The organism is Ignavibacteriota bacterium, assembly GCA_016218045.1.
In the GTDB taxonomy this organism is placed as follows: Bacteria; Bacteroidota; Ignavibacteria; order SZUA-365; family SZUA-365; genus JACRFB01.
The window spans coordinates 13,372-32,643 of the sequence record JACRFB010000039.1; the positions used below are offsets into that span (position 1 = coordinate 13,372).

At 63.1% G+C, this 19,272-nt stretch carries 9 protein-coding genes; 8 read left to right on the top strand and 1 reads right to left on the bottom strand.

Features of this window, described 5'->3' with window-relative positions; translation table 11 throughout:
* The first annotated feature begins 6 nt into the window (after positions 1 to 6).
* From porU to HY962_09580, 8 genes are all read left to right on the top strand, one after another.
* Complete coding sequence (gene porU / locus HY962_09545) at positions 7 to 4,059, top strand: type IX secretion system sortase PorU (GenBank protein ID MBI5647161.1); 4,053 nt, start codon at positions 7 to 9, stop codon at positions 4,057 to 4,059.
* A gap of 136 nt (positions 4,060 to 4,195) precedes the next feature.
* A complete protein-coding gene (locus HY962_09550) occupies positions 4,196 to 5,305 on the top strand; it encodes a PorV/PorQ family protein (protein MBI5647162.1) in 1,110 nt (369 codons plus the stop codon).
* Between the two features lie 159 nt (positions 5,306 to 5,464).
* On the top strand, positions 5,465 to 8,692 hold the full coding sequence (locus HY962_09555; protein ID MBI5647163.1) for a VCBS repeat-containing protein: 3,228 nt from the start codon (positions 5,465 to 5,467) through the stop codon (positions 8,690 to 8,692).
* A gap of 56 nt (positions 8,693 to 8,748) precedes the next feature.
* On the top strand, positions 8,749 to 11,910 hold the full coding sequence (locus HY962_09560) for a PD40 domain-containing protein (GenBank protein ID MBI5647164.1): 3,162 nt from the start codon (positions 8,749 to 8,751) through the stop codon (positions 11,908 to 11,910).
* A 75-nt stretch (positions 11,911 to 11,985) separates the two neighbouring features.
* Positions 11,986 to 14,049 (top strand): CHASE2 domain-containing protein, encoded by a 2,064-nt coding sequence (locus HY962_09565; protein ID MBI5647165.1) that lies wholly within the window; start codon positions 11,986 to 11,988, stop codon positions 14,047 to 14,049.
* Positions 14,046 to 14,957, top strand: a complete 912-nt coding sequence (locus tag HY962_09570) for a hypothetical protein (GenBank protein MBI5647166.1) — start codon at positions 14,046 to 14,048, stop codon at positions 14,955 to 14,957. Before HY962_09565 ends, HY962_09570 begins: the two co-directional genes overlap by 4 nt.
* 255 nt (positions 14,958 to 15,212) lie before the next feature.
* Positions 15,213 to 16,766, top strand: coding sequence for a YifB family Mg chelatase-like AAA ATPase (locus HY962_09575; GenBank protein MBI5647167.1), 1,554 nt, complete (start codon positions 15,213 to 15,215; stop codon positions 16,764 to 16,766).
* Positions 16,767 to 16,882: 116 nt separating this feature from the next.
* Positions 16,883 to 18,337, top strand: coding sequence for an SDR family oxidoreductase (locus HY962_09580; protein MBI5647168.1), 1,455 nt, complete (start codon positions 16,883 to 16,885; stop codon positions 18,335 to 18,337).
* 110 nt (positions 18,338 to 18,447) lie between these two features.
* Here HY962_09580 and trxA read toward each other — a convergent pair whose 3' ends face one another.
* A complete protein-coding gene (trxA, locus tag HY962_09585; protein MBI5647169.1) occupies positions 18,448 to 19,254 on the bottom strand; it encodes a thioredoxin in 807 nt (268 codons plus the stop codon).
* Positions 19,255 to 19,272 lie beyond the last annotated feature (18 nt).

Here is a 19,272-nt window from a genome sequence, read left to right on the forward strand (position 1 = left end):
ACCGCTATGACGAGATCCTTTGCTTCGATACCGCCCGTCCGTAACAGCGGCCTTCCGCGTTTGGCCCTCCTTGTGGCCATGCTCGCTGCGCCGCTTGGAAGCGCCGTGTTTGCGCAGGAACTGCGCGTGCTTGCATCCGGAGCGGACGGAATCACCATCGAATACAGGCCCGTCGTGCGACTGCGGTCGTTCAGCGACGCGGGGGTCGCCTATGTGCGCCCCGAATTCGCGGAGGCCGCGTCCGTCGCTCCGTTAAGTCCCGGCATTCCCGATCTCCAATTCCGCGGCGTGCTGCTCGCATTGCCAGGTCTCGAGGGGCACAGCGTGACAGTACTGGCCGCGGACTATGAGGACACACACAACACCGTGCTCGCTCCCGTGCCGCGGCGCTTCCGCGGAGACGATGGCCTCGTCACCTCGTACACGCGCGGCGCCGAGTATACGCGCCGCGGGCTGCTGCCGGAGTCGGTCGCGGAGCTTGCGGACGCGGGTATCGCGCGCGATCGTTTTCTCGCCACACTCCGAGTGTATCCCTACGCCTTCGATGCGGCCGCGGGCCAGCTTCGGCACTACACGCGGCTCGTTGTGCGTGTGCAGTTCGGGCCGGCCGATCCACGTCTGACCTCGGCGGGCCGCGCGGGCGAGTCCTTCGGCGGGACAGTGGTGAACGAACAGAGCGCACGTGGCTGGCGCATCGCGGCGCAGGCGCCGCTGCGCAAGACACAGACGGCCTCGCTCGCCAGCGGCGACTGGTACCGCATCGAAATACCGCAGGACGGCGTGTACCGGCTGACGAAGGCATGGTTCACCTCGGCCGGCATCCCGATCTCGTCTGTCGATCCGCGCAGCATCCGCATATTCGGACAAGGTGGTCGGGAATTGCCCTTACGCCTCTCATCGCCGCGTCCCGACGACCTGCAGGAAATCGCCATCGAGGTAAGCGGCGAAAGCGACGGGCGTTTCGACGACAACGACGCGGTGACCTTCTACGGACGAGGGAACAGCGGCTTTGTGTGGGACACCGTGGCCGGACGATACACACACACGATCCATCGTTTCGACGCGGCCAACGCGTATCTGTTGACCTTCGGCGGCGCCGCGGGACGGCGGGTCGAGGCGCAGCCGTCGCTCAACGAGGCGAATCCCTACACGCCGCAGTGGTTCACGGGCAGGGAATTTCACGAGGAGGAGGCCGTCAACCTGATCTCCTCCGGAAAGATGTGGGTGGGCAAACGTATACCGCCCTCGAGCGGAATCAACACGCAGGTGGTGATGAAGAAGCTGGAGGGCCTCGTGCGCGAGCAGCCCGTCACCTACCGCGTGAAGTTGTATGCGCAGTCGGAAGTGGCGCACTCGTTTTTGCTGTCCGACGGACAGACGCTCGGCAGCATTCCGATGACCACTGTCGCGTTCTCGACCGACCAGGACGACATCGCATCCGGCTCGGGCGTGCTGACCTTTTCACGTCCGGGCGATCTGCCCGAGGACCGCAGTTCGCTGAAGATCGAATACAATGTGTCCGATCCCGACCGCAGCCGCGGCGCATTCGTCGATTGGATCGAATGGTATTACGCGCGCCGTTTCACCGCGTCGGGTGACGTGCTCGACTTCGGCGCGCCCGACACCAGCACCGTCTGCGCGTTCGAGATACAGGGCTTCAGCAACAGCGACGTGGCGGTGTACGACGTGAGCATCCCCTGGCGTGTGCGGCGCATCGCCGATCCGGCGGTCAGCGGAGGCACCGTGCGTTTCCAGGCCTCGTCGCGCCGGGGCGCGCCGCCGCAGTATTACGCCGTCGCGGCGAACGCCGTGCGTCAGCCCGCGACGCCCACGCGTCTGTCGAATTCCGATCTCGCCGTGACGCAGGGTGCGCAGTATGTGATCATCACGTCGCAGGATCTGGCTCCGGCCGCGGAACGCTTGAAACGGCATCGCGAACGTCCGGGCGAGGATGCGATCACAAGCAAGGTTGTGACCCTGCCCGAGATATACAACGAATTCAGCAGCAGTGTGAAGGATCCGGTTGCGATCAGGAATTTCCTCTCGTACGCCCTGCGCTCCTGGACCGTGAAACCGAAGTACGTGCTGTTCTTCGGCGACGGGCATTATGATTACCGCAATTACGGGACGGATGAAAAGATCGTCGTGCCCGTGTGGGAGTCCGAAAACTCGATCAACCTCATGGCCTCGTACGTGACCGACGATTTTTACGCGCAGATATCGGGCGACGACGCGCTGGTGGACATCGCAACGGGCCGCCTGCCCGTGCTCGACACCGCCGAGGCGATGTCGATCGTGGACAAGATCATCCGCTATGAGAGTGATCCCGATTTTGCGCCGTGGAAAAACCGCGTGACCTTCGTGGCCGACGACGGACTCACGACACGCATCGATGACGGACCGACACACACGGCGCAATCCGAGGACATCGCGCGCTCGCTGCCCACCGGCATCGAGCAGGAGAAGGTGTACATCGTGTCGTACCGCACCGAGATCACGGCCGAAGGCCGTCGCAAGCCCGACGCAAATCAGGCCATCATCGACCGCATCAACGAGGGCACGGTGGTGATAAACTACACCGGCCACGGCAGCGAAGCGGTATGGGCGCATGAACACGTGTTTGTCACCGACGTGACCGTGCCCATGCTGGCCAATGTGACACGCCCCACTTTCCTCGCGGCGGCCACGTGTACGTTCGGACTCTACGACAGGCCCAAGCTGCGCAGCGGCACCGAGGCCATGGTCACAAAGCCCGAAGGCGGGGCCATCGGCGGACTCTCCTCGCCGCGTGTCGTGTATTCCGGACCCAACTCGAATTTCAACCAGACCTTTTTCGACAACCTGTTCGCAAACGGGCGCGAAACCGACGGCCGCGCGAAGCGCCTGGGCGACGCGATCTTTTCGACCAAACAGCGCTGGTACAACGATGCCGGCTACGAAAAATTCCATCTCTTCGCCGATCCGGGTCTGCGCCTCGCGTTTCCGCGCTACAGGTGTTCCATCGATTCGATACTCGTGAACGGCCAGGCCGCAGGATCGGGGCAGGTGCAGCTCAAGGCGCTCTCGCGTGTAACGCTGAAGGGATCCGTGCTGCGTCCCGACAGCACACGGTGGCCCGATTACAACGGCGTCGCGACCGTCAGTCTCTATGATGCAAAACGCAGCATCCCCGTGCCGCTCGAGGGCTGGGGCGGCTTCTCGTACGGCGTGCAGGGCGGCTTGCTCTTCCGCGGTGAAGCCACGGTGGCCGACGGCGGCTTCACCGTCACGTTCCCGATTCCGAAGGACATCTCCTACGAGAACAACAGCGGACGGCTTGCCGTGTATTTCGACAACGACGCCGTGGACGGTGCGGGGTTTGCGACGAACTTCACCGTGGGTGGATCCGACACCAGCGCAGTGACCGACCGCGTCGGTCCGGAGATCCGCCTGTTCATGGATCAGCGGAGCTTCCTGCCCGGCGATGTTGTAAACGAATCGCCCCTGCTCATCGCCGATCTGCGTGATGAAAGCGGCATCAATACGACGGGACTCGGCATCGGACACAACATCGAGGCCTGGCTCGACGGCAGCGAGGCGAGTCTGGTGTTGAACGCGTTTTACACCGGCGACCGCGACTCGTATCAGCAGGGAACCGTCCAATACCAGTACCGGCGGCTCACGGAAGGCACACACACCCTGCGCCTGCGCGCGTGGGACATTCACAACAACTCGTCCATCGCCGAGACACATTTCTCCGTCGCCAACAGCGCCGGACTTTCGGTGCAGGACGCGTATCCATATCCGAATCCGATGCAGAACACAACCACGTTCACGTTCACGCACAATCAGAGCGCGGCGGTGAAGGTGGAGATCAAGATATACACCGTGGCCGGGCGTCTTATCCGCAGCATCGACGCGGGGGAGACCGCCGAACGATTCGTGCGTGTGCCCTGGGACGGGCGTGACGAGGAGGGCGACACGCCGGCGAACGGGACCTATTTCTACAAGATCGTCTGCCGTACAGCCGACGGGCGGCTCGGATCCGAGCGTATCGGCACGCTGGCGATACTACGCTGAGTGCATGAACGACTGCCTTGCGCGATCAGGAATTTTCACGTAACTTTTAAATTCGTCACAAATCAGCTTCACGAGGAGAAGAATGACCATCCACACAACACGCCTGACCGCCGCCGCCGCCCTTGTCCTGCTCGTCATGAGCTGCGGCGCGTCGCTGCTGCACGCGCAGGGGGCGGCCAGCACTGCCGTGCCCTTCCTGCTCATTTCGCCGGGAGCGCGCGCGAGCGCGACGGGCGAGAGCGGTGTCGCCGTTGCCGACGATGCATCGGCCATTTTCTGGAATCCGGCCGGACTCGGCTTTCAGAGCGGCATGGAACTGAGTCTGAGCCATTCGAACTGGCTGCCGCAGTTCCAGCAGAGCGACCTGTTCTACGAATACGCGAACTTTAAAATGGGCGTTCCCTCCATCGACGGCACCATCGGCGCGGCGCTCACCTTTCTGAATCTTGGCGAGTTCGAACGGCGCGACGAGGCGAACAACATGCTCGGGCGCTTCAAGAGCTTCGAGGTGGCGTTCACCGGCTCGTACGGCACACGCATCGACGAGGACCTGTCGCTAGGTATCGGACTGCGCATCATTCACAGCAGTCTCTCGCAGGTCGCGACCGCCAACGAGCAGGGCTCGGGCACGGCGACCGCCGTGGCGGGTGATCTCGGCGTGCTGTACCGTCCGTCGAAGTTCACATTGCCGTTCACCGACGTGGATCTGGGTGATCATTTCTCGGTGGGTCTGGCCTTTTCGAACATCGGTCCGTCGATCACCTACATCGACGAGCAGCAGTCCGATCCGCTGCCGACCACGCTGCGTCTCGGGCTGGCCTTCGATCTGGTGAAGGAAGAGTACAACCGGCTGACGTGGACCACCGACATCACGAAGCTGATCATTCACCGCACCGGCGACAAGGCCGACAACTTCATTTCGGCGCTCTCGAAATCGCAGCTCGGCGACTGGAACAGCTACACGCTGGGCACGGGTATCGAGTACTGGTACTCCGATTTTGTGGCGCTGCGTTTCGGCTTCTTCCACGAGGATCCGAACTGGGGCAACCGCCGCTTCCTCACCTTTGGCGCGGGCGTGCGGTACGAGATTTACGGCTTCGATTTCAGCTACATCTCGACCGACATTTCGAGCGAGAGGAGTCCGCTGGCCGACACACTCCGGTTCACACTCTCGATTCTCTGGGATCGTGACACGACTCCGCCGGACGACGGCACCACCATTCCCGCGGACGATTCGCGGAACTGATTCCGAAGCAACCGACCGTCAAACCATTCGAGCGTCGCGGGGCTGTCCGAACGTGTCGTGACACGACACCCCCCGGACAGCCCCGTCCTTATTCCGCGCGCGCAGGCGCCGCGCGCGGACGGTTCACAGATTCGAGAGCAACACGGGGCACAGACCGGCATGGCACGCACAGCAATCGCGATTCTCCTCCTCGGACTCGCGCTCACCGCACACGCGGCGGCGCAGGCGCCGGCGCCTCGTCTCGCGCATCGACTCGCGGCTCCCGGCGCGGCGGGTCCCGCCCCGCGCGCGGCGCTGCCCGACACCGTGCGCGTCCTCGCCCTCATGGCGGAATTCCAGCCCGACGACGATGCGCGCACCAGCGGCACCGGGCGTTTCAACACCGTCTTTCCCTACGATTACGGCGCGGACATCATCGACGCGTTTCCGCACGACCGCGCATACTTCCTCGCGCATTTGCGCTTCCTCGAGAACTACATCGCGAAGTCGTCGGGGGGCCGCACACGCGCCGTGTCGCGGCTGCTCGATTCCGTCGTGACACTGCCGAAGAACATCCGCGGTTATTCCTATCGCAAGGGCGAGACCGAAAAGCCCGTCGCGGATCTGGCCGTGGACGCCTGGACGGCGGCCGACCGCGTGCAGCCCGCGGTGGACTTCTCGGCCTACGACATGTTTGTCATCTTCCACGCGGGGCGCGGCCGCGACGTGGATCTCGCGAGTTTACAAGGTTCCGATCCAACACCGTACGACATCCCCTCGCTCTCGTTCACGCTGGGCGCCTTCCGCAAGCAGCTCGGCGCGGATTTTCAGGGCATCCCCGTCAACGGCGGAAAATATCGGATCACGAACTCCTCTATTCTTCCCTCCACCGATTCCCGCGAAATCCCCTTGCTGACGGGGCAGACCGCGCTGCTCGAGCTTTCGATCAACGGACTGCTCGCGGCAAGTTTCGGCACCTACGCGGGGCTGCCCGACCTCTTCGACACCAGGACGGGGCGCACGGGCATCGGGCGTTTCGGCCTGATGGACGCCGAGTCGATTTTTGCATTCGGCGGCATCTGTCCCCCCGCGCCGTCGGCGTGGGAGAAGCAGTATCTGGGATGGACCACGCCGCGTTCGGCCGTTCCGGGCAAACGCGAATACCTGCTCTCCGCGTACCGGACCGACCAGCCCTCCACCGCCGACATCCTGCGTGTGCCGGTGACCGATGCCGAGTACTGGCTGCTGGAAAACCGCCAGCGCGATCCCGGCAACAACGGGCAGCGCGTGACCTACGTGTCGGGCGGGCAGGAAGTGACCGTGTCGTTCCCGAAGGACACGACAGGTTTTACGAACGACAATATTTCGGCGCTAAAAGGCGTGGTGGTTGACGTCGAGGATCTCGACTGGAGCCTGCCCGGCGGCACCGTGATCAGCGACACACGCGAGGCGCGCGTGATGGGCGGCTTGCTGATCTGGCACATCGACGAATCCGTCATCAATGCAGGTCTGGCCGACAACACCGTGAATGCGGCGCCGAAACACCGGGGCGTGGACCTCGAGCAGGCGGGCGGGCCGCAGGACATCGGCGAGACGATACAGTCGGTGCTCGGCTCGAGTGTCGGCACAGGCGGACCGCTCGACTACTGGCATCGCGATAATCTCTCGCCGCTGTACAAGAACAGTTTCGGCGCGGGCACCACTCCCGACACACGTTCGGCGGACGGATACTTCACACACGTGACGATGGACAACATCAGCACGGCAGGACCCTTGATGTCGCTCGACGTTGCGGTGGGTGACAACGTGATCACACCCATGAGCGGGTGGCCCGTCGATCCGCGCGATCCGGTCGACGGCCGGCGCGTCAGTTTTGTGCAGACCGCCGATATCGACGGCGACGGCGCGCACGAGATCGTGGTTGCGACACACGCGGCCGACAGCACCTCAGCCGATCCCGCCAACATCTACGTGTTTGAACAGGACGGCAGCAATTACCGTGGTGGCGGCATGCCGCGAGTTGCGGCCACACTCACGCAGGTGTCGCGTATTCTTGAAGCGCCCGCGATCGGTGATGCCAACGGCGACGGCGTTCTCGACATCGTCGTACACGCGAGCGCCGATCCGGCGGGAAAGATGCGCATGCTGGTGGTCGTTTCGACACGTGACGCCGACAACAACGGCGCGCTCGACGAAGTGACGCGGCACATGTACGCCTACGCATCCGAACAATACCAGTCCGATCTGAGCGGCTGGATGGTGCGGGACGGATCGATATTGTACCGTGTGTTCCACCTGCCGGCGCCACTCTCATCGATGATCCATCCCGACACGCTGTTTATCGTGGGAAAAGAGAACCGCGTTTTTCCCATGACGCAGGGCACGGTTCCCGGATCCGGCATTGCCGCGACCGGTGATGCGGACGTCATCTACAGCGGTGAGTTCCTACGGCGCAGCGACGGAACAGTTGTGGCGTCTTCCGCAAGTCCCGCGCTATCGGCGCGGCGCTCGCTTCCGGGTGTGTGCAGCGTAGCCGACTTCGACGGGAACGGCGCGTCTGACGGCGCCAGCGCGGCACACGGCCTGTCGATTGACTTCCGGAATCCTCGCTGGAGCAGCACGGATTTTTCGCGGCAGATGCCGGGCGGTACTTCGCCCGAGATCGCCGATCTCGCCGCCGCGGATGCCGACGGCGACGGACGCAACGATCTGCTTGTGAGCGACGGCAGCGGTGTCACGGCCATGAACTTCGCTCTCTCGACACTGGACTATTATCCCGCGAGCGGCGGGACGCGCTACACACTCGCGGCGCGCCTTGCGGGCGACACACGCGACGCGCTGCTGCGCGTGGGTGCGGACGCTCTGACGCAGCTCGGCACACGCGCAAAAGCGGCCGAAGGATTCCCGGTGCCGCTGCCGGGGCACACGAGCGTGTTACTCTTTCCCGTCGGCAGCACAAATCCCACACTCGGCGTGGCCGTGGGCGGTACCGACGGACTCGTATATCTCTACAACACCGCGGGCCGGCTGGCACCGAACGGTCTTGTATGGCGCAGCAAAGACGGCGACGAGACCCGCGCGCGGTACGCCGCTCCGTCGCCGTACACACAGACGACACGCTCCGAATTTTTCCCCGCCGAGAGGTGTTACAACTGGCCGAATCCCGTGTACGATCCCGTGACGAAGGTCCGTTTTTACGTCAGTGAAAACGCCGATGTGACCGTGAAGATCTACGACCTGGCGGGCGCGAAAGTGGGCGAGCTGCATTCCAAAGCCGCGGGAGGTGTCGACAACGAGATCGACTGGAACGTGTCGGACGTGCAGACCGGCGTGTATCTCGCGCATGTCAAGGCCGAGGGCGCGGGGCGGAGCGGCGAGAAAATCATCAAGATCGCGGTGGTGAAATGATTCGAGAATCCAGAATTCAGAATTCAGAATTCAGAATCCGGAATTCCGAATTTTGGATGAAGTGTGGTTGCACCGGCACGTGGGCGGGTTCGGCAACGGCGGTCACCGGGGGGCTGTTACCTGTCTCCCGTCTCCTGACACCGATCTTCGTCATCCTCGCACTTCTAGCGCCCACTGTCGCGCAGGGCCAGCCCGACGAATACAGCGCACCGGAGAAGGATTGGTTCACAATCGAGGCCAAACATTTCCGCGTAGTGTATCACGAAGGATCGGAGCGCACGGCGCGCGCGGCGGCAAAGGTGGCCGACGAGATTTACGGCCCCATCACATCGCTGTACGGGCACGAGCCCGACGAGCGGGTGAGTCTGATCATCAAGGACATCTCCGACTATTCGAACGGCGCGGCGTACTTCTTCAACAACAAGATCGAGATCTGGGCATCGCCGCTGGACTTTGAACTGCGCGGCACGCACAACTGGCTGCGCAACGTGCTCGCGCACGAATTTACACACATCGTGCAGATGCAGGCGGCCATGAAATGGGGCCGGCGTCTGCCCGCGCTCACCCTGCAGTGGTTCGGCTACGAGAAGGAGCGCCGCAGCGACGTGTTGTACGGGTATCCGAACGTGCTCATCTCCTATCCTCTGCCCGGCATCATCGTGCCGCCCTGGATGGCCGAAGGCACGGCGCAGTACATGCGGCATCAATTCGGCTACGAGCACTGGGATTCGCATCGCGACATGATCCTCCGCAGTTACGTCCTGTCGGATTCGATGTTGAGCTGGCCCGAGATGGGCGCCTTCGGCAAGACGAGTCTCGGCAACGAGAGTGTGTACAACGCGGGGTACAATCTCACGCGCTACATCGCGCGCAAATACGGCGAGAAGGCCGTGGTCGACATCACGCGCGCGATGGGCAAGACCTTCGTCTTCACCATCGACGCAGCGATCAAGAAGGCGATCGGCATTGATGGGGCGGATCTGTACCGCGAGTGGGCTACCGATCTCCGTGCCGACTACGCCCGGCGCATCGCGCCGGTGCTCGCGCGCCGCGCAGAGGGCGAGATCATCGCCGCGACGGGATTCGGCAACTTCCATCCCGCGTATTCGCCCGACGGGAAAAAGATCGCGTACGTGTCGAACAAGACGTCGGACTACTTCGGGCAGTCAGCAGTCTATCTCTACGATGTGGAAAAGGGCAGCGAGGAACTGCTCGTTGCGGGTGTGCGTTCGGCTCTCACCTGGTCGCCCGACGGTGCGCGGATAGTGTACTCCAAGTACAATCCCCCGAGCGTGTACGGCCATCTGTACTACGATGTGTATGAATATACCCTCGCGACCAAGGAGGAGAAGCGCATCACCGAAGGGAAGCGCGCATTTAATCCCGCACTCTCGCCTGACGGCACGCGGCTGGCCTATGTGGCGGCGAAGGACGGATCGGTGAACCTGTGGATCGCGGATGCCGACGGCGGCAACGCGCGGCAGGCGACCACCTTCACCGACGGCGAGCAGGTCTTTACCCCTGCGTGGGCGCCGGACGGCTCGCATCTGGTCTTCGGATATTCCGCGCGCGCGCAGCGCGGCGTCGCGCGGGTGAACAGCGACGGCAGTGGTTTTGCGCTGCTTGTCGACGGTGGCGAGTCTGACGCGCGTGATCCGAAATACAGCGCGGATGGGCGGCACCTCATCTACGCGTCCGACCGCACGGGCATCTTCAACATCTACCGCCGCGAGCTGGCGAGCGGCCGCGACGAACAGCTTACGAACGTGGTGGGCGGGGCCTTCATGCCGGCGGTGGACGCGCGCGGGAACGTCGCGTACGCGGCCTACACCGCGTCGGGCTACAAACTTGCGCTGCTGCGCGTCCCCGCGCCGCTCGCGCTCGCATCGAACGACTACATTGCCGCGGGCGAATTTGCTCCGGCGATCGCAAGCGCCGACCAGGACGCGTGGGAGTGGAATCGTTTGAGCGCGTACAACGACCGCGGCCTGCCCGCTCCGGCCGCGAAGCCCTACAAGACGATTTTCCAGAGCATGATGCTGTTCCCGGTGCTGCGCTTCGACACGTACAATCCCGACAACACCGGCCTCGCACTGCTGAAACCCGGCCTCATGTTCTACTCCAGCGACATCCTCGGGCGGCTCGAGATGCTCGGCAGCGGCGCCATCAACATCAAGGGCGAACGCGACCTGTTCGCGAGCTTCACATACAAGGACCGCCTTCCGCTGCTCGCGTCGCTGGGCGTGTTTCCCGCCGTCTCGCTCGACGTCGTGAATGTGACACGCAAAACCTCGTCGAGTATACAGCTCCCAATCGACACCGTCGGAGTGGACGTCTCGTTCAACCTCCTCGAATTCGGCGTGCGTGTGCAGCACAATCTTTTCTCGAGCCACACGCAGCTCGATCTCGGATACAGGCACAGCCGCTACACCAGCACCGTGGGCAGCTTCCGCAATCCCGATACCGACGGACTCGTGCCCGCCCGCGACAACTTGTACCTCATCGGCAACGACCTCAGCGCGGCGGTGCGGCATCATGCGATGGAACCCACGCGCGACGGCGAGATCAATCCCGTCGGCCTGCGCCTCGGCCTGTATTACGACTTCGAATTCAACCGTTTCAATCCCAACGGCGACTTCGACTACGACGCCTCGACGGGCATGATCGTGCCGCGCTACACCAATTTCGATTTCCACCGCCTCGAGACCGTGCTTTCGCTTGCGGCGCGCCTGCCCGGCTGGCAGCACACGCTCGCGGTGCGCCTGCGCGCGGGAAGCATACTCGGCGCTCCCGTCGACGACTTTTTCAATTTTTACGCGGGCGGCATCACCGGCATGCAGGGATACAGCTACTACGCCCTCGGCGGGAACGAGGTGTATCACGCGAACGTGACGTACCGCTTCCCGATCATCGCGAGCATGGATTTCAGACTCGGACATCTTTTATTCGACAAGCTGTACGGCGGACTGTTCTTCGACGCGGGCGACGCCGTCGCCGATCCGTCGCAGTTCACGGCCGGAACGATGAAGACCGACGCGGGTTTCGAACTGCGTCTCGAGACCTACTCGTTCTCGATGTATCCGACACGCATCTTTTTCAGCGGGGCGTACGGACTGACGGACTTCACGCGCACGTTCAACTTCCGCGACGTGCGGTACGGGCGGGAATGGCGCTGGTACGTGGGCGTGCTGTTCGGATTCGACCTGTCCGACAAGTAGCCGGCGGGGCCGCGTTGTTTTCTCGCGGCGAATCGGTTAGTTTCACGCGCACACCGTCCCAGTCTTTCGCAGCGGATGAAAAAACACTTCCTCCGGTCCTTTTTCCACGTCGAGTTTGCCGTCGCGTCCGCGATCGTGCTCATACTCGCACGCCTGTTCAGTTCGTTGTCGGACTGGCTTCCCGAGACCGACGACACCTCGTTTCTGAATCCGATATTCGGGCGCATCGATTTTCTGAACATCGAGGATGTGAGTCTCGACGCCATCTTTGCGATCCGCGACATGGAGTGGGCGGATCCGCGCATCGTGGTGGTGAACGTCGGCGCGGTGGCTCCGGTGCCCGACGGAAAAATCGCGAAGCTGCTGTACAAGCTGCAGGTTTACGAGGCGCGCGCGGTGGGCATTGACGTGATATTCGACACGTATCATTTCGAACGCTTCCCCGAGGAGCGCCGCGGCGAGATCGACCTGATCAAGCAGGCGTTTCTCGACAATCCGGGCACCGTGCTGGTGAACGGCTACGATCCGGAGACGCTGCAGCCCGCGCTCGAGCTCGATCCCGACGTTTCGGCCGCCGTATCACGCTACGGTTTTGCGAATCTGCAGAAGGACGATGACGAAGTGGTGCGTCGTTTCTGGCCCGTGCGCACCGTGGGCGGACGGCTGCAGCAGGCCTTTCCGATCGCGGTGTTATCCGCGTACGATTCGGCTCTGGTGGCCCCGTTGCTGGCGCTCGGCGAGAGGCAGCACATCATTGCGTACGCGGGCACCTACGACCAATTCCAGACCATTCCCATCGACGATGTGATCGACAGCGACGTGTACCGCAGAATGCTGCGCGGGGCCATCGTGCTGGTCGGTTACGTGAACGAGGGCGGATTTGTGTATCTGAACGATACACATCGCACACCCATGGGCCGGAAGATCGGATACGAGGGTCCCGACATGGCGGGCATCCTGGTCCATGCCAACATCATCAACATGCTGCTCGCCGGGCGTTTCATTACACCATTGCCAGTGACCGCCGACTGGGCCCTGGCGTTTGTGTTCGCCTACGTGAGCATCGCGCTGTACCGCGTGCTACGTACAAAAACCACCACACGTGGCGGCCTGGCGGCCCTCATATCCGTGACACTGATCATCGAAACCGTCATTGCGTTTTTCCTGCCGATCATCGCGTTCTTCTTCTTCCAGACAAAAATCTCGTACGACACCCTCGCGGCGGCCGTGCTGTTGTTCATCCCCGCGGGCGCGCTCACCAACAAGGCGCGTTTCATGCTGCTGAAGCTGCGCGTGAAGCGACGTTTCCGCGGGGCCACGTCGCCCGCGCCCGCGCTGCTCATGGCGTCGTTCGACGACGTCGAGGCCTTTCCCGCGCACGCGCGCCTGCTGCACGCGGCAGAGTACCTGCTGCATTTCGCCTTTGCGCTGCGTTGCGCCGCGCGCGCGCGGAGAGGGGAGGCCCTCCCGGCCGGATGGAGGCATCCCGATGCGCGCGTATGGGCGGCCGCCCTGCCCGAAATCGCCGCATGTATCGACGGCGACGCACCACATGCGCTCGAGAGGCAGTACTTCCTGAAATTCCTCGACGGACGCAAGGAGCAATTCCTGCGCGAGAGCGCCGTGCGCGACCTCTTCCTCACCGCGCAGCTCGAAAATTTCAACGAGTTCTTCTTTTTCGAGGAGTGGGAGGTTCTGCTGCCCCATGTGCTGCGCCTCTACGGCGAGACCCTGGCGGACACGCACAGCGTGCGCCTGTACACGGCAGAATCCGATGCAGACGGACGTGTCGTGCCGCACCCCTTTCCTTCCCCGAAGAAAAAGACCGATGAATCCGAAATACCGGCGGTTGACGGACTCGCGCCCGGACTCTATTTTACATCGGTCGAAGATCCCGAAGTGTTTGTGCCGCTTTCGCCGTTCTGCGTTGTCGCGGAATGCAAGCTCCATCGCACGCGCGAACTCTTCGTGTTCAAGGCGCTGATACAGCGGCAGTTCGACCTGCCGCTGCAGCCCGTGTACGCAGGCGAAACGCTCGCCTGCGACCCCGTCCTGCCGCGGGGCATCGTTGCGCAGCTCACGCGGAGTGCCGCGGGAGAGACGCAGGCAGAAGCACCAGTCGCACAGGAGGACCAATGAAAACTCTCGCATACGTCGTGGCACTGCTGCTGACCGTCGCCGTTTCGGCGCGGGCGCAGGATTCATTCATGGTGATGAGTGTGAAGGGCAAGGCCGAAGTGTCGGCCAAGGGCAAGACCTGGAAAAAGGTGGAGGTGGGACAGGTGTTCGGGAAGCGCGATGTGATCCGCACCTCGTTCGCCAGTTATGTGAAGCTGATGATGAACGAGGACCGGCTCGTCAGCATCGACGAAAACACCACCAAACCTCTTGCCGAATTTATCCGCGCGAAGTCGTCGCGTGGCGAGGGCTCCGCGGGCAAGATTCTTCAATACGCCGCGGCACAGATGACAAAGACGAGGCAGAAACAGGGCGGAAACGACTTCGGCGCCGTGCGCGGCGGCATGGAGGTTTTTGCCGCGGTGTTTCCGATGCACGCCGTGCTGTCGCCCGAACCGCGCTTTGAATGGATCGACAGCGATTCGACCGGCAACTACGAGCTGCTGATCCTCGACGATCAGCTCGCGGCGATCAGCCGCAAGCAGGTGCAGAACGTCCAATTCGCGCTCGATGTGGAGCCCGGCCTGTTGAAACCGGGCGCGACATATCATTGGCAATTGGCGCGTGTGAACGATCCGCAGAGCGCGCAGTGGCAGACCTTCACCGTGCTGCCGCAGGACACGATCAATTTTGTGCAGCGCGAACTGGAGTCGCTCGACCGCGAACTCACCTCCATGAAGGCCGACGACGTGACCCGCCATCTCATCCGCGCCATTTACTTCGAACGCCGCGGACTCTTCGGCGATGCCTTCCGCGAATACAAAACGACGGTGCGCCTCGCGCCCGAAATCCAGGAATACCGCGATATGCTGCGCGGCCTGCTTGTTTCGATGCGCCTGATGAACGAAGAGGAGTATCTGCTGCGGTAGGGCGCGTGTGATCTTTTTACACGTTTCACGTGGCCACGTGGAAAGTAGCAAGGTAGCAAAGTGCAAAGCTGTTGCTCAGTGCGCCGAGCGTGCCACTGGAGGCGTTCGAAACGAAACACCGCCACTCTGTCCCAACTCCTACTCCTAGATCCCAGATCCTAGCTCCTAGCTCCTCCGGGAACATTCCCCGACGTTGCCGCGTATAACGGAGAGCGCGGGGAGCGCGCGGTGGAATGAACGAGGGAGGATGCGGGCATGTTCTCAAAAATCATCAGTGCGTCGACATACGGAATCAGCGCGCACCTGGTCACGGTGGAATCACACATCGAAAACCAACTGCCGGGTTTTGTGATCGTGGGTTTGCCCGACAACGCGGTGAAGGAGAGCCGCGAGCGCGTGTCGGCCGCGATAAAAAATTCGCAATGTGTGTTTCCGCTGAAACGGATCGTGGTAAACCTGGCGCCCGCTGATGTGCGCAAGGAGGGCTCGGCCTTCGATCTTCCGATGGCAATAGGCATCCTCCAGTGTACGGGTACTTTCGGCGACGCCGATTTTTCACGCACCCTGTTTCTGGGCGAGCTGGCGTTGGACGGCGCGCTGCGTCCCGTGCACGGAGCCCTGTCGATAGCGCTCGAGGCGCGGCGCGCGGGATGCACACGCATTGTGCTGCCACGCGACAACGCGCGCGAGGCCGCGATGGTGCAGGGTGTGGACGTGTATCCCTGCACCACCCTGCGCGAGGTGGTGGATTTTCTCTGCGGGTCGCATCCGCATCTGCCGCCGTTTCGTGTGGACATCGACGCGGTGCTACGTGAGACACAGCAGGGCGTACATGTGGATTTTGCGGATGTGAAAGGACAGGAGGGCGTGAAACGCGCCCTCGAAGTTGCGGCGGCGGGCGGGCACAACATTCTGCTGATCGGGCCTCCGGGATCGGGCAAGACCATGCTCGCCCGCCGCATCCCTACCATACTTCCGCCGCTGACTTTCGACGAGGCGCTCGAGACCACCAAGATACACTCCGTCGCCGGCCTGTTGCCCGTGGGTGCCGCCATCGTGGCCACACGTCCGTACCGCGCGCCGCATCATACCATCAGCGACGCCGCGCTGGTGGGCGGAGGCATCGGCTTCGCGCGGCCGGGCGAGATCAGTCTTTCACACAACGGCGTGCTGTTCCTGGACGAATTGCCCGAGTTCGCGCGCAACGTGCTCGAGGTGCTGCGGCAGCCGCTGGAGGACGGTGCGGTGACCATCGCCCGCTCGAAGATGTCGATCGAATATCCCGCGAATTTTATGCTGGTCGCGGCGATGAATCCGTGTCCGTGTGGCAATCACGGCAATCTGATGCAGCAGTGCCAGTGCGGACCCATAAACATACAGCGCTACATGGCGAAGATATCGGGTCCGCTGCTCGACCGTATCGACATACACGTCGAATGTCCGCAAGTGCGGTATCAGGAACTGATGGCCGACCGTGTGGGCGAGCGTTCGGAGCAGCTTCGCGCGCGTGTGATCGCGGCACGCGCGCGGCAGACCTCGCGTTTCAATGGGCGACGCGGTTTGCACAGCAATGCCGCGATGCAGAGCCGCGATATTAAAAAACACTGCGTCATCGACGAGACGGGGCAGGCCATCCTGAAGCAGGCCATCGAACGGCTTGGCCTCAGCGCGCGCGCCTACGACCGCATTCTCAAAGTGAGCCGCACCATCGCCGATCTCGGCGCGAGCGATACCATTCGATCGGAACACGTATCCGAGGCGGTGCAGTACCGCACCCTCGACAGGCAGATATTCGGCGGGGAAACCTGATATCGAAGGCCGGCCCTCCGCTTCGCTCCGGGCTGATGTTGAACGTAGCACGGTGAAATGTCGATGGGAACACAGGCGAGGATTTATTTGAGGCGCGGCGGTGTTGTGTGTCGTGTATGGAGACAAAACGCACACTTCTCGTCACCGGTGTCTCGGGCTATGTCGGAGGCCGGCTGGCCGCGGCACTCGCCGCACGCGGCGAAACACTGCGCTGCATGGCGCGCACACCGGAATACCTCGGCGGACGTGTGCCGGATGGCGCGGAGCTGGTGAAGGGCGATGTCCTCGATCCCGCGTCGCTCGCCGCCGCGTTCACCGGTGTGGACACGGTGTATTACATGGTCCATTCGATGGGCGACGATCGCGACTTCGAGTCGCTGGACCGGCTCGCCGCGGCCAATGCAGCCCGCGCCGCACGGAACGCGGGTGTGCGGCGCATCGTGTATCTGGGCGGACTCGGTGGCGCGGATGCTGCTCTCTCGGCACATCTGCGCAGCAGGCAGGAGGTGGGCCGTGTGCTCGCGTCCACGGGCGTGGAGGTGGTGGAACTGCGGGCCTCGATCGTGATCGGGTCGGGTAGTCTTTCCTTCGAAATGATTCGCGCGCTGGTCGAGCGGCTCCCCGTTATGATCACGCCGCGCTGGGTGTCGGTGACGGCGCAGCCGATCGCCATCACGGATCTGCTCGCGTACCTCGTCGAAGCGCCCGACGTGCCGGCACGTGGGCACACGGTATACGAGATCGGGAGTCCCGACCGCACCTCGTACGGCGACCTCATGCGCGAGTACGCGCGTCAGCGCGGTCTGCGCCGCGTAATGATCCCCGTGCCCGTGCTCACGCCGCGGCTCTCGAGCCTTTGGCTCGGTCTTGTCACTCCGCTGTACGCCCGCATCGGCCGCAAGCTCGCCGAGAGTCTTCGCCACCCGACTGTTGTGACCGACGAGAAGGCGCTTGGCGCCTTTTCCGTACGGCCGCGCCCCGTGCGCGAGGCCATTAGCGAAGCCCTGCGCAACGAGGACGAGGAGTTCGCGCGGACGCGCTGGAGCGACGCGGTCTCGTCCTCGGGTGCCATGCGCGGCATCGGCGGCGCGCGGGTGGGGCGGCGGTTGGTCGATGCGCGCAGCAAACATGTGCAAGCCACCGCGGCCGAGGCCTTCGCGCCGATACGGCGCATCGGCGGGACAACGGGCTGGTACTATGCAAACATCCTGTGGCGATTGCGCGGCTTTATGGATCTGCTCGTCGGAGGCATCGGCATGCGGCGCGGGCGGCCGCGGCCGGATACGCTGTCGGTGGGGGACACACTCGACTGGTGGCGCGTGGAGGCGTACGAGGAGGGCCGTCTGCTGCGCCTTGCGGCCGAGTTCCGATTGCCCGGCCGCGCGTGGCTCGAGTTCCGTGTTGAACCTGACGGTGCCGCGAGTGTGATTCATCAGACGGCCGTCTTTGATCCCGCAGGACTTTCGGGACTGCTCTACTGGTACGCCGTGTATCCGCTGCACGCATTGGTGTTCCGTGGTATGCTTGCAGGTATCGCGGCGAGAGTTACTCCGCTTCCACAAACGGATTGAGGGTGTCGTCTGCTTCAGGCGGCTGGTGATGCCGCTGATCACACGTCAGATGAACTCTCGCTGTCCCGCTGTCCCGCTGTCTGCTGTCCCGCTCTCTCGCTGTCCCGCTCTCAGTACAGCGATCCGTTGAAGTCCCGACGATGCCGGAGTGTGATCTCGTGTTCTTCGCCGAGGATTTTGAAGATGGCGATGCAGGCTTTGCGGGCGCCGTCGTCGTCGTAGTAGCGGTTGCGGCGGATCACATCGATGAAGTGTTCGAGGGCGGAGTCGAAATCCGCGTCGTTCAGCGCGGTGATGGCGGAGATATACAGGTCGCGTACGGGATGCTCCGGGAGTGACGCTGTGTCGAACAAACGGTAACGCGCGAAGGTGCGTATCGCGTCCGCGATGTCGTCGTACTTGCTTCCCGCTTCGACAGGCGCGACAAGCGACGCGGCCTTCGTTGGATCGTCGTCAAGAAACATCTGCGCATACAGCACACGCGCCCTGTCGTTGGCGGCGTCGCTCTCGAGTATGTGTTCGAGAAGGACCGCCGCCTCGCTGCTGCGGCCTTCCAACAGCAGGGCCTCGGCCTCGTCCACCTCGTTCGATCCCGCCGCGGGGAGGTGCTGTGCGAGGAATTGTCTGACGGACTGCTCGGGAAGGGCGCCGGTGAATTCCGCAACCGGAGCACCGTCGATGAACAGTTTTACGTTGGGTATGCTGCGAATGCCGTAGCGTGAGGCCACGTCGGGCAATGCCTCGGTGTCGAGCTTGGCGAGCTGCCAGGCGCCTCCGCTTTCGGACTCGAGTTTTTCGAGCACAGGTCCGAGCATACGGCAGGGCCCGCACCACTCGGCCCAGAAGTCCACAAGTACCGGCACGTGGCTGCTGCGCGCAAGTACATCCTGCTCAAAATTCCGTACGTCGAACGACATGCTTCCTCCGTGTTGTAC

Coding starts and splice junctions, on each gene's coding strand:
- HY962_09555 (MBI5647163.1), top strand. CDS start 5,465: ATGGCACGCACAGCAATCGCGATTCTCCTCCTCGGACTCGCGCTCACC.
- HY962_09560 (MBI5647164.1), top strand. CDS start 8,749: ATGAAGTGTGGTTGCACCGGCACGTGGGCGGGTTCGGCAACGGCGGTC.
- HY962_09550 (MBI5647162.1), top strand. CDS start 4,196: ATGAGCTGCGGCGCGTCGCTGCTGCACGCGCAGGGGGCGGCCAGCACT.
- HY962_09565 (MBI5647165.1), top strand. CDS start 11,986: ATGAAAAAACACTTCCTCCGGTCCTTTTTCCACGTCGAGTTTGCCGTC.
- HY962_09570 (MBI5647166.1), top strand. CDS start 14,046: ATGAAAACTCTCGCATACGTCGTGGCACTGCTGCTGACCGTCGCCGTT.
- HY962_09580 (MBI5647168.1), top strand. CDS start 16,883: ATGGAGACAAAACGCACACTTCTCGTCACCGGTGTCTCGGGCTATGTC.
- trxA (MBI5647169.1), bottom strand. CDS start 19,254: ATGTCGTTCGACGTACGGAATTTTGAGCAGGATGTACTTGCGCGCAGC.
- porU (MBI5647161.1), top strand. CDS start 7: ATGACGAGATCCTTTGCTTCGATACCGCCCGTCCGTAACAGCGGCCTT.
- HY962_09575 (MBI5647167.1), top strand. CDS start 15,213: ATGTTCTCAAAAATCATCAGTGCGTCGACATACGGAATCAGCGCGCAC.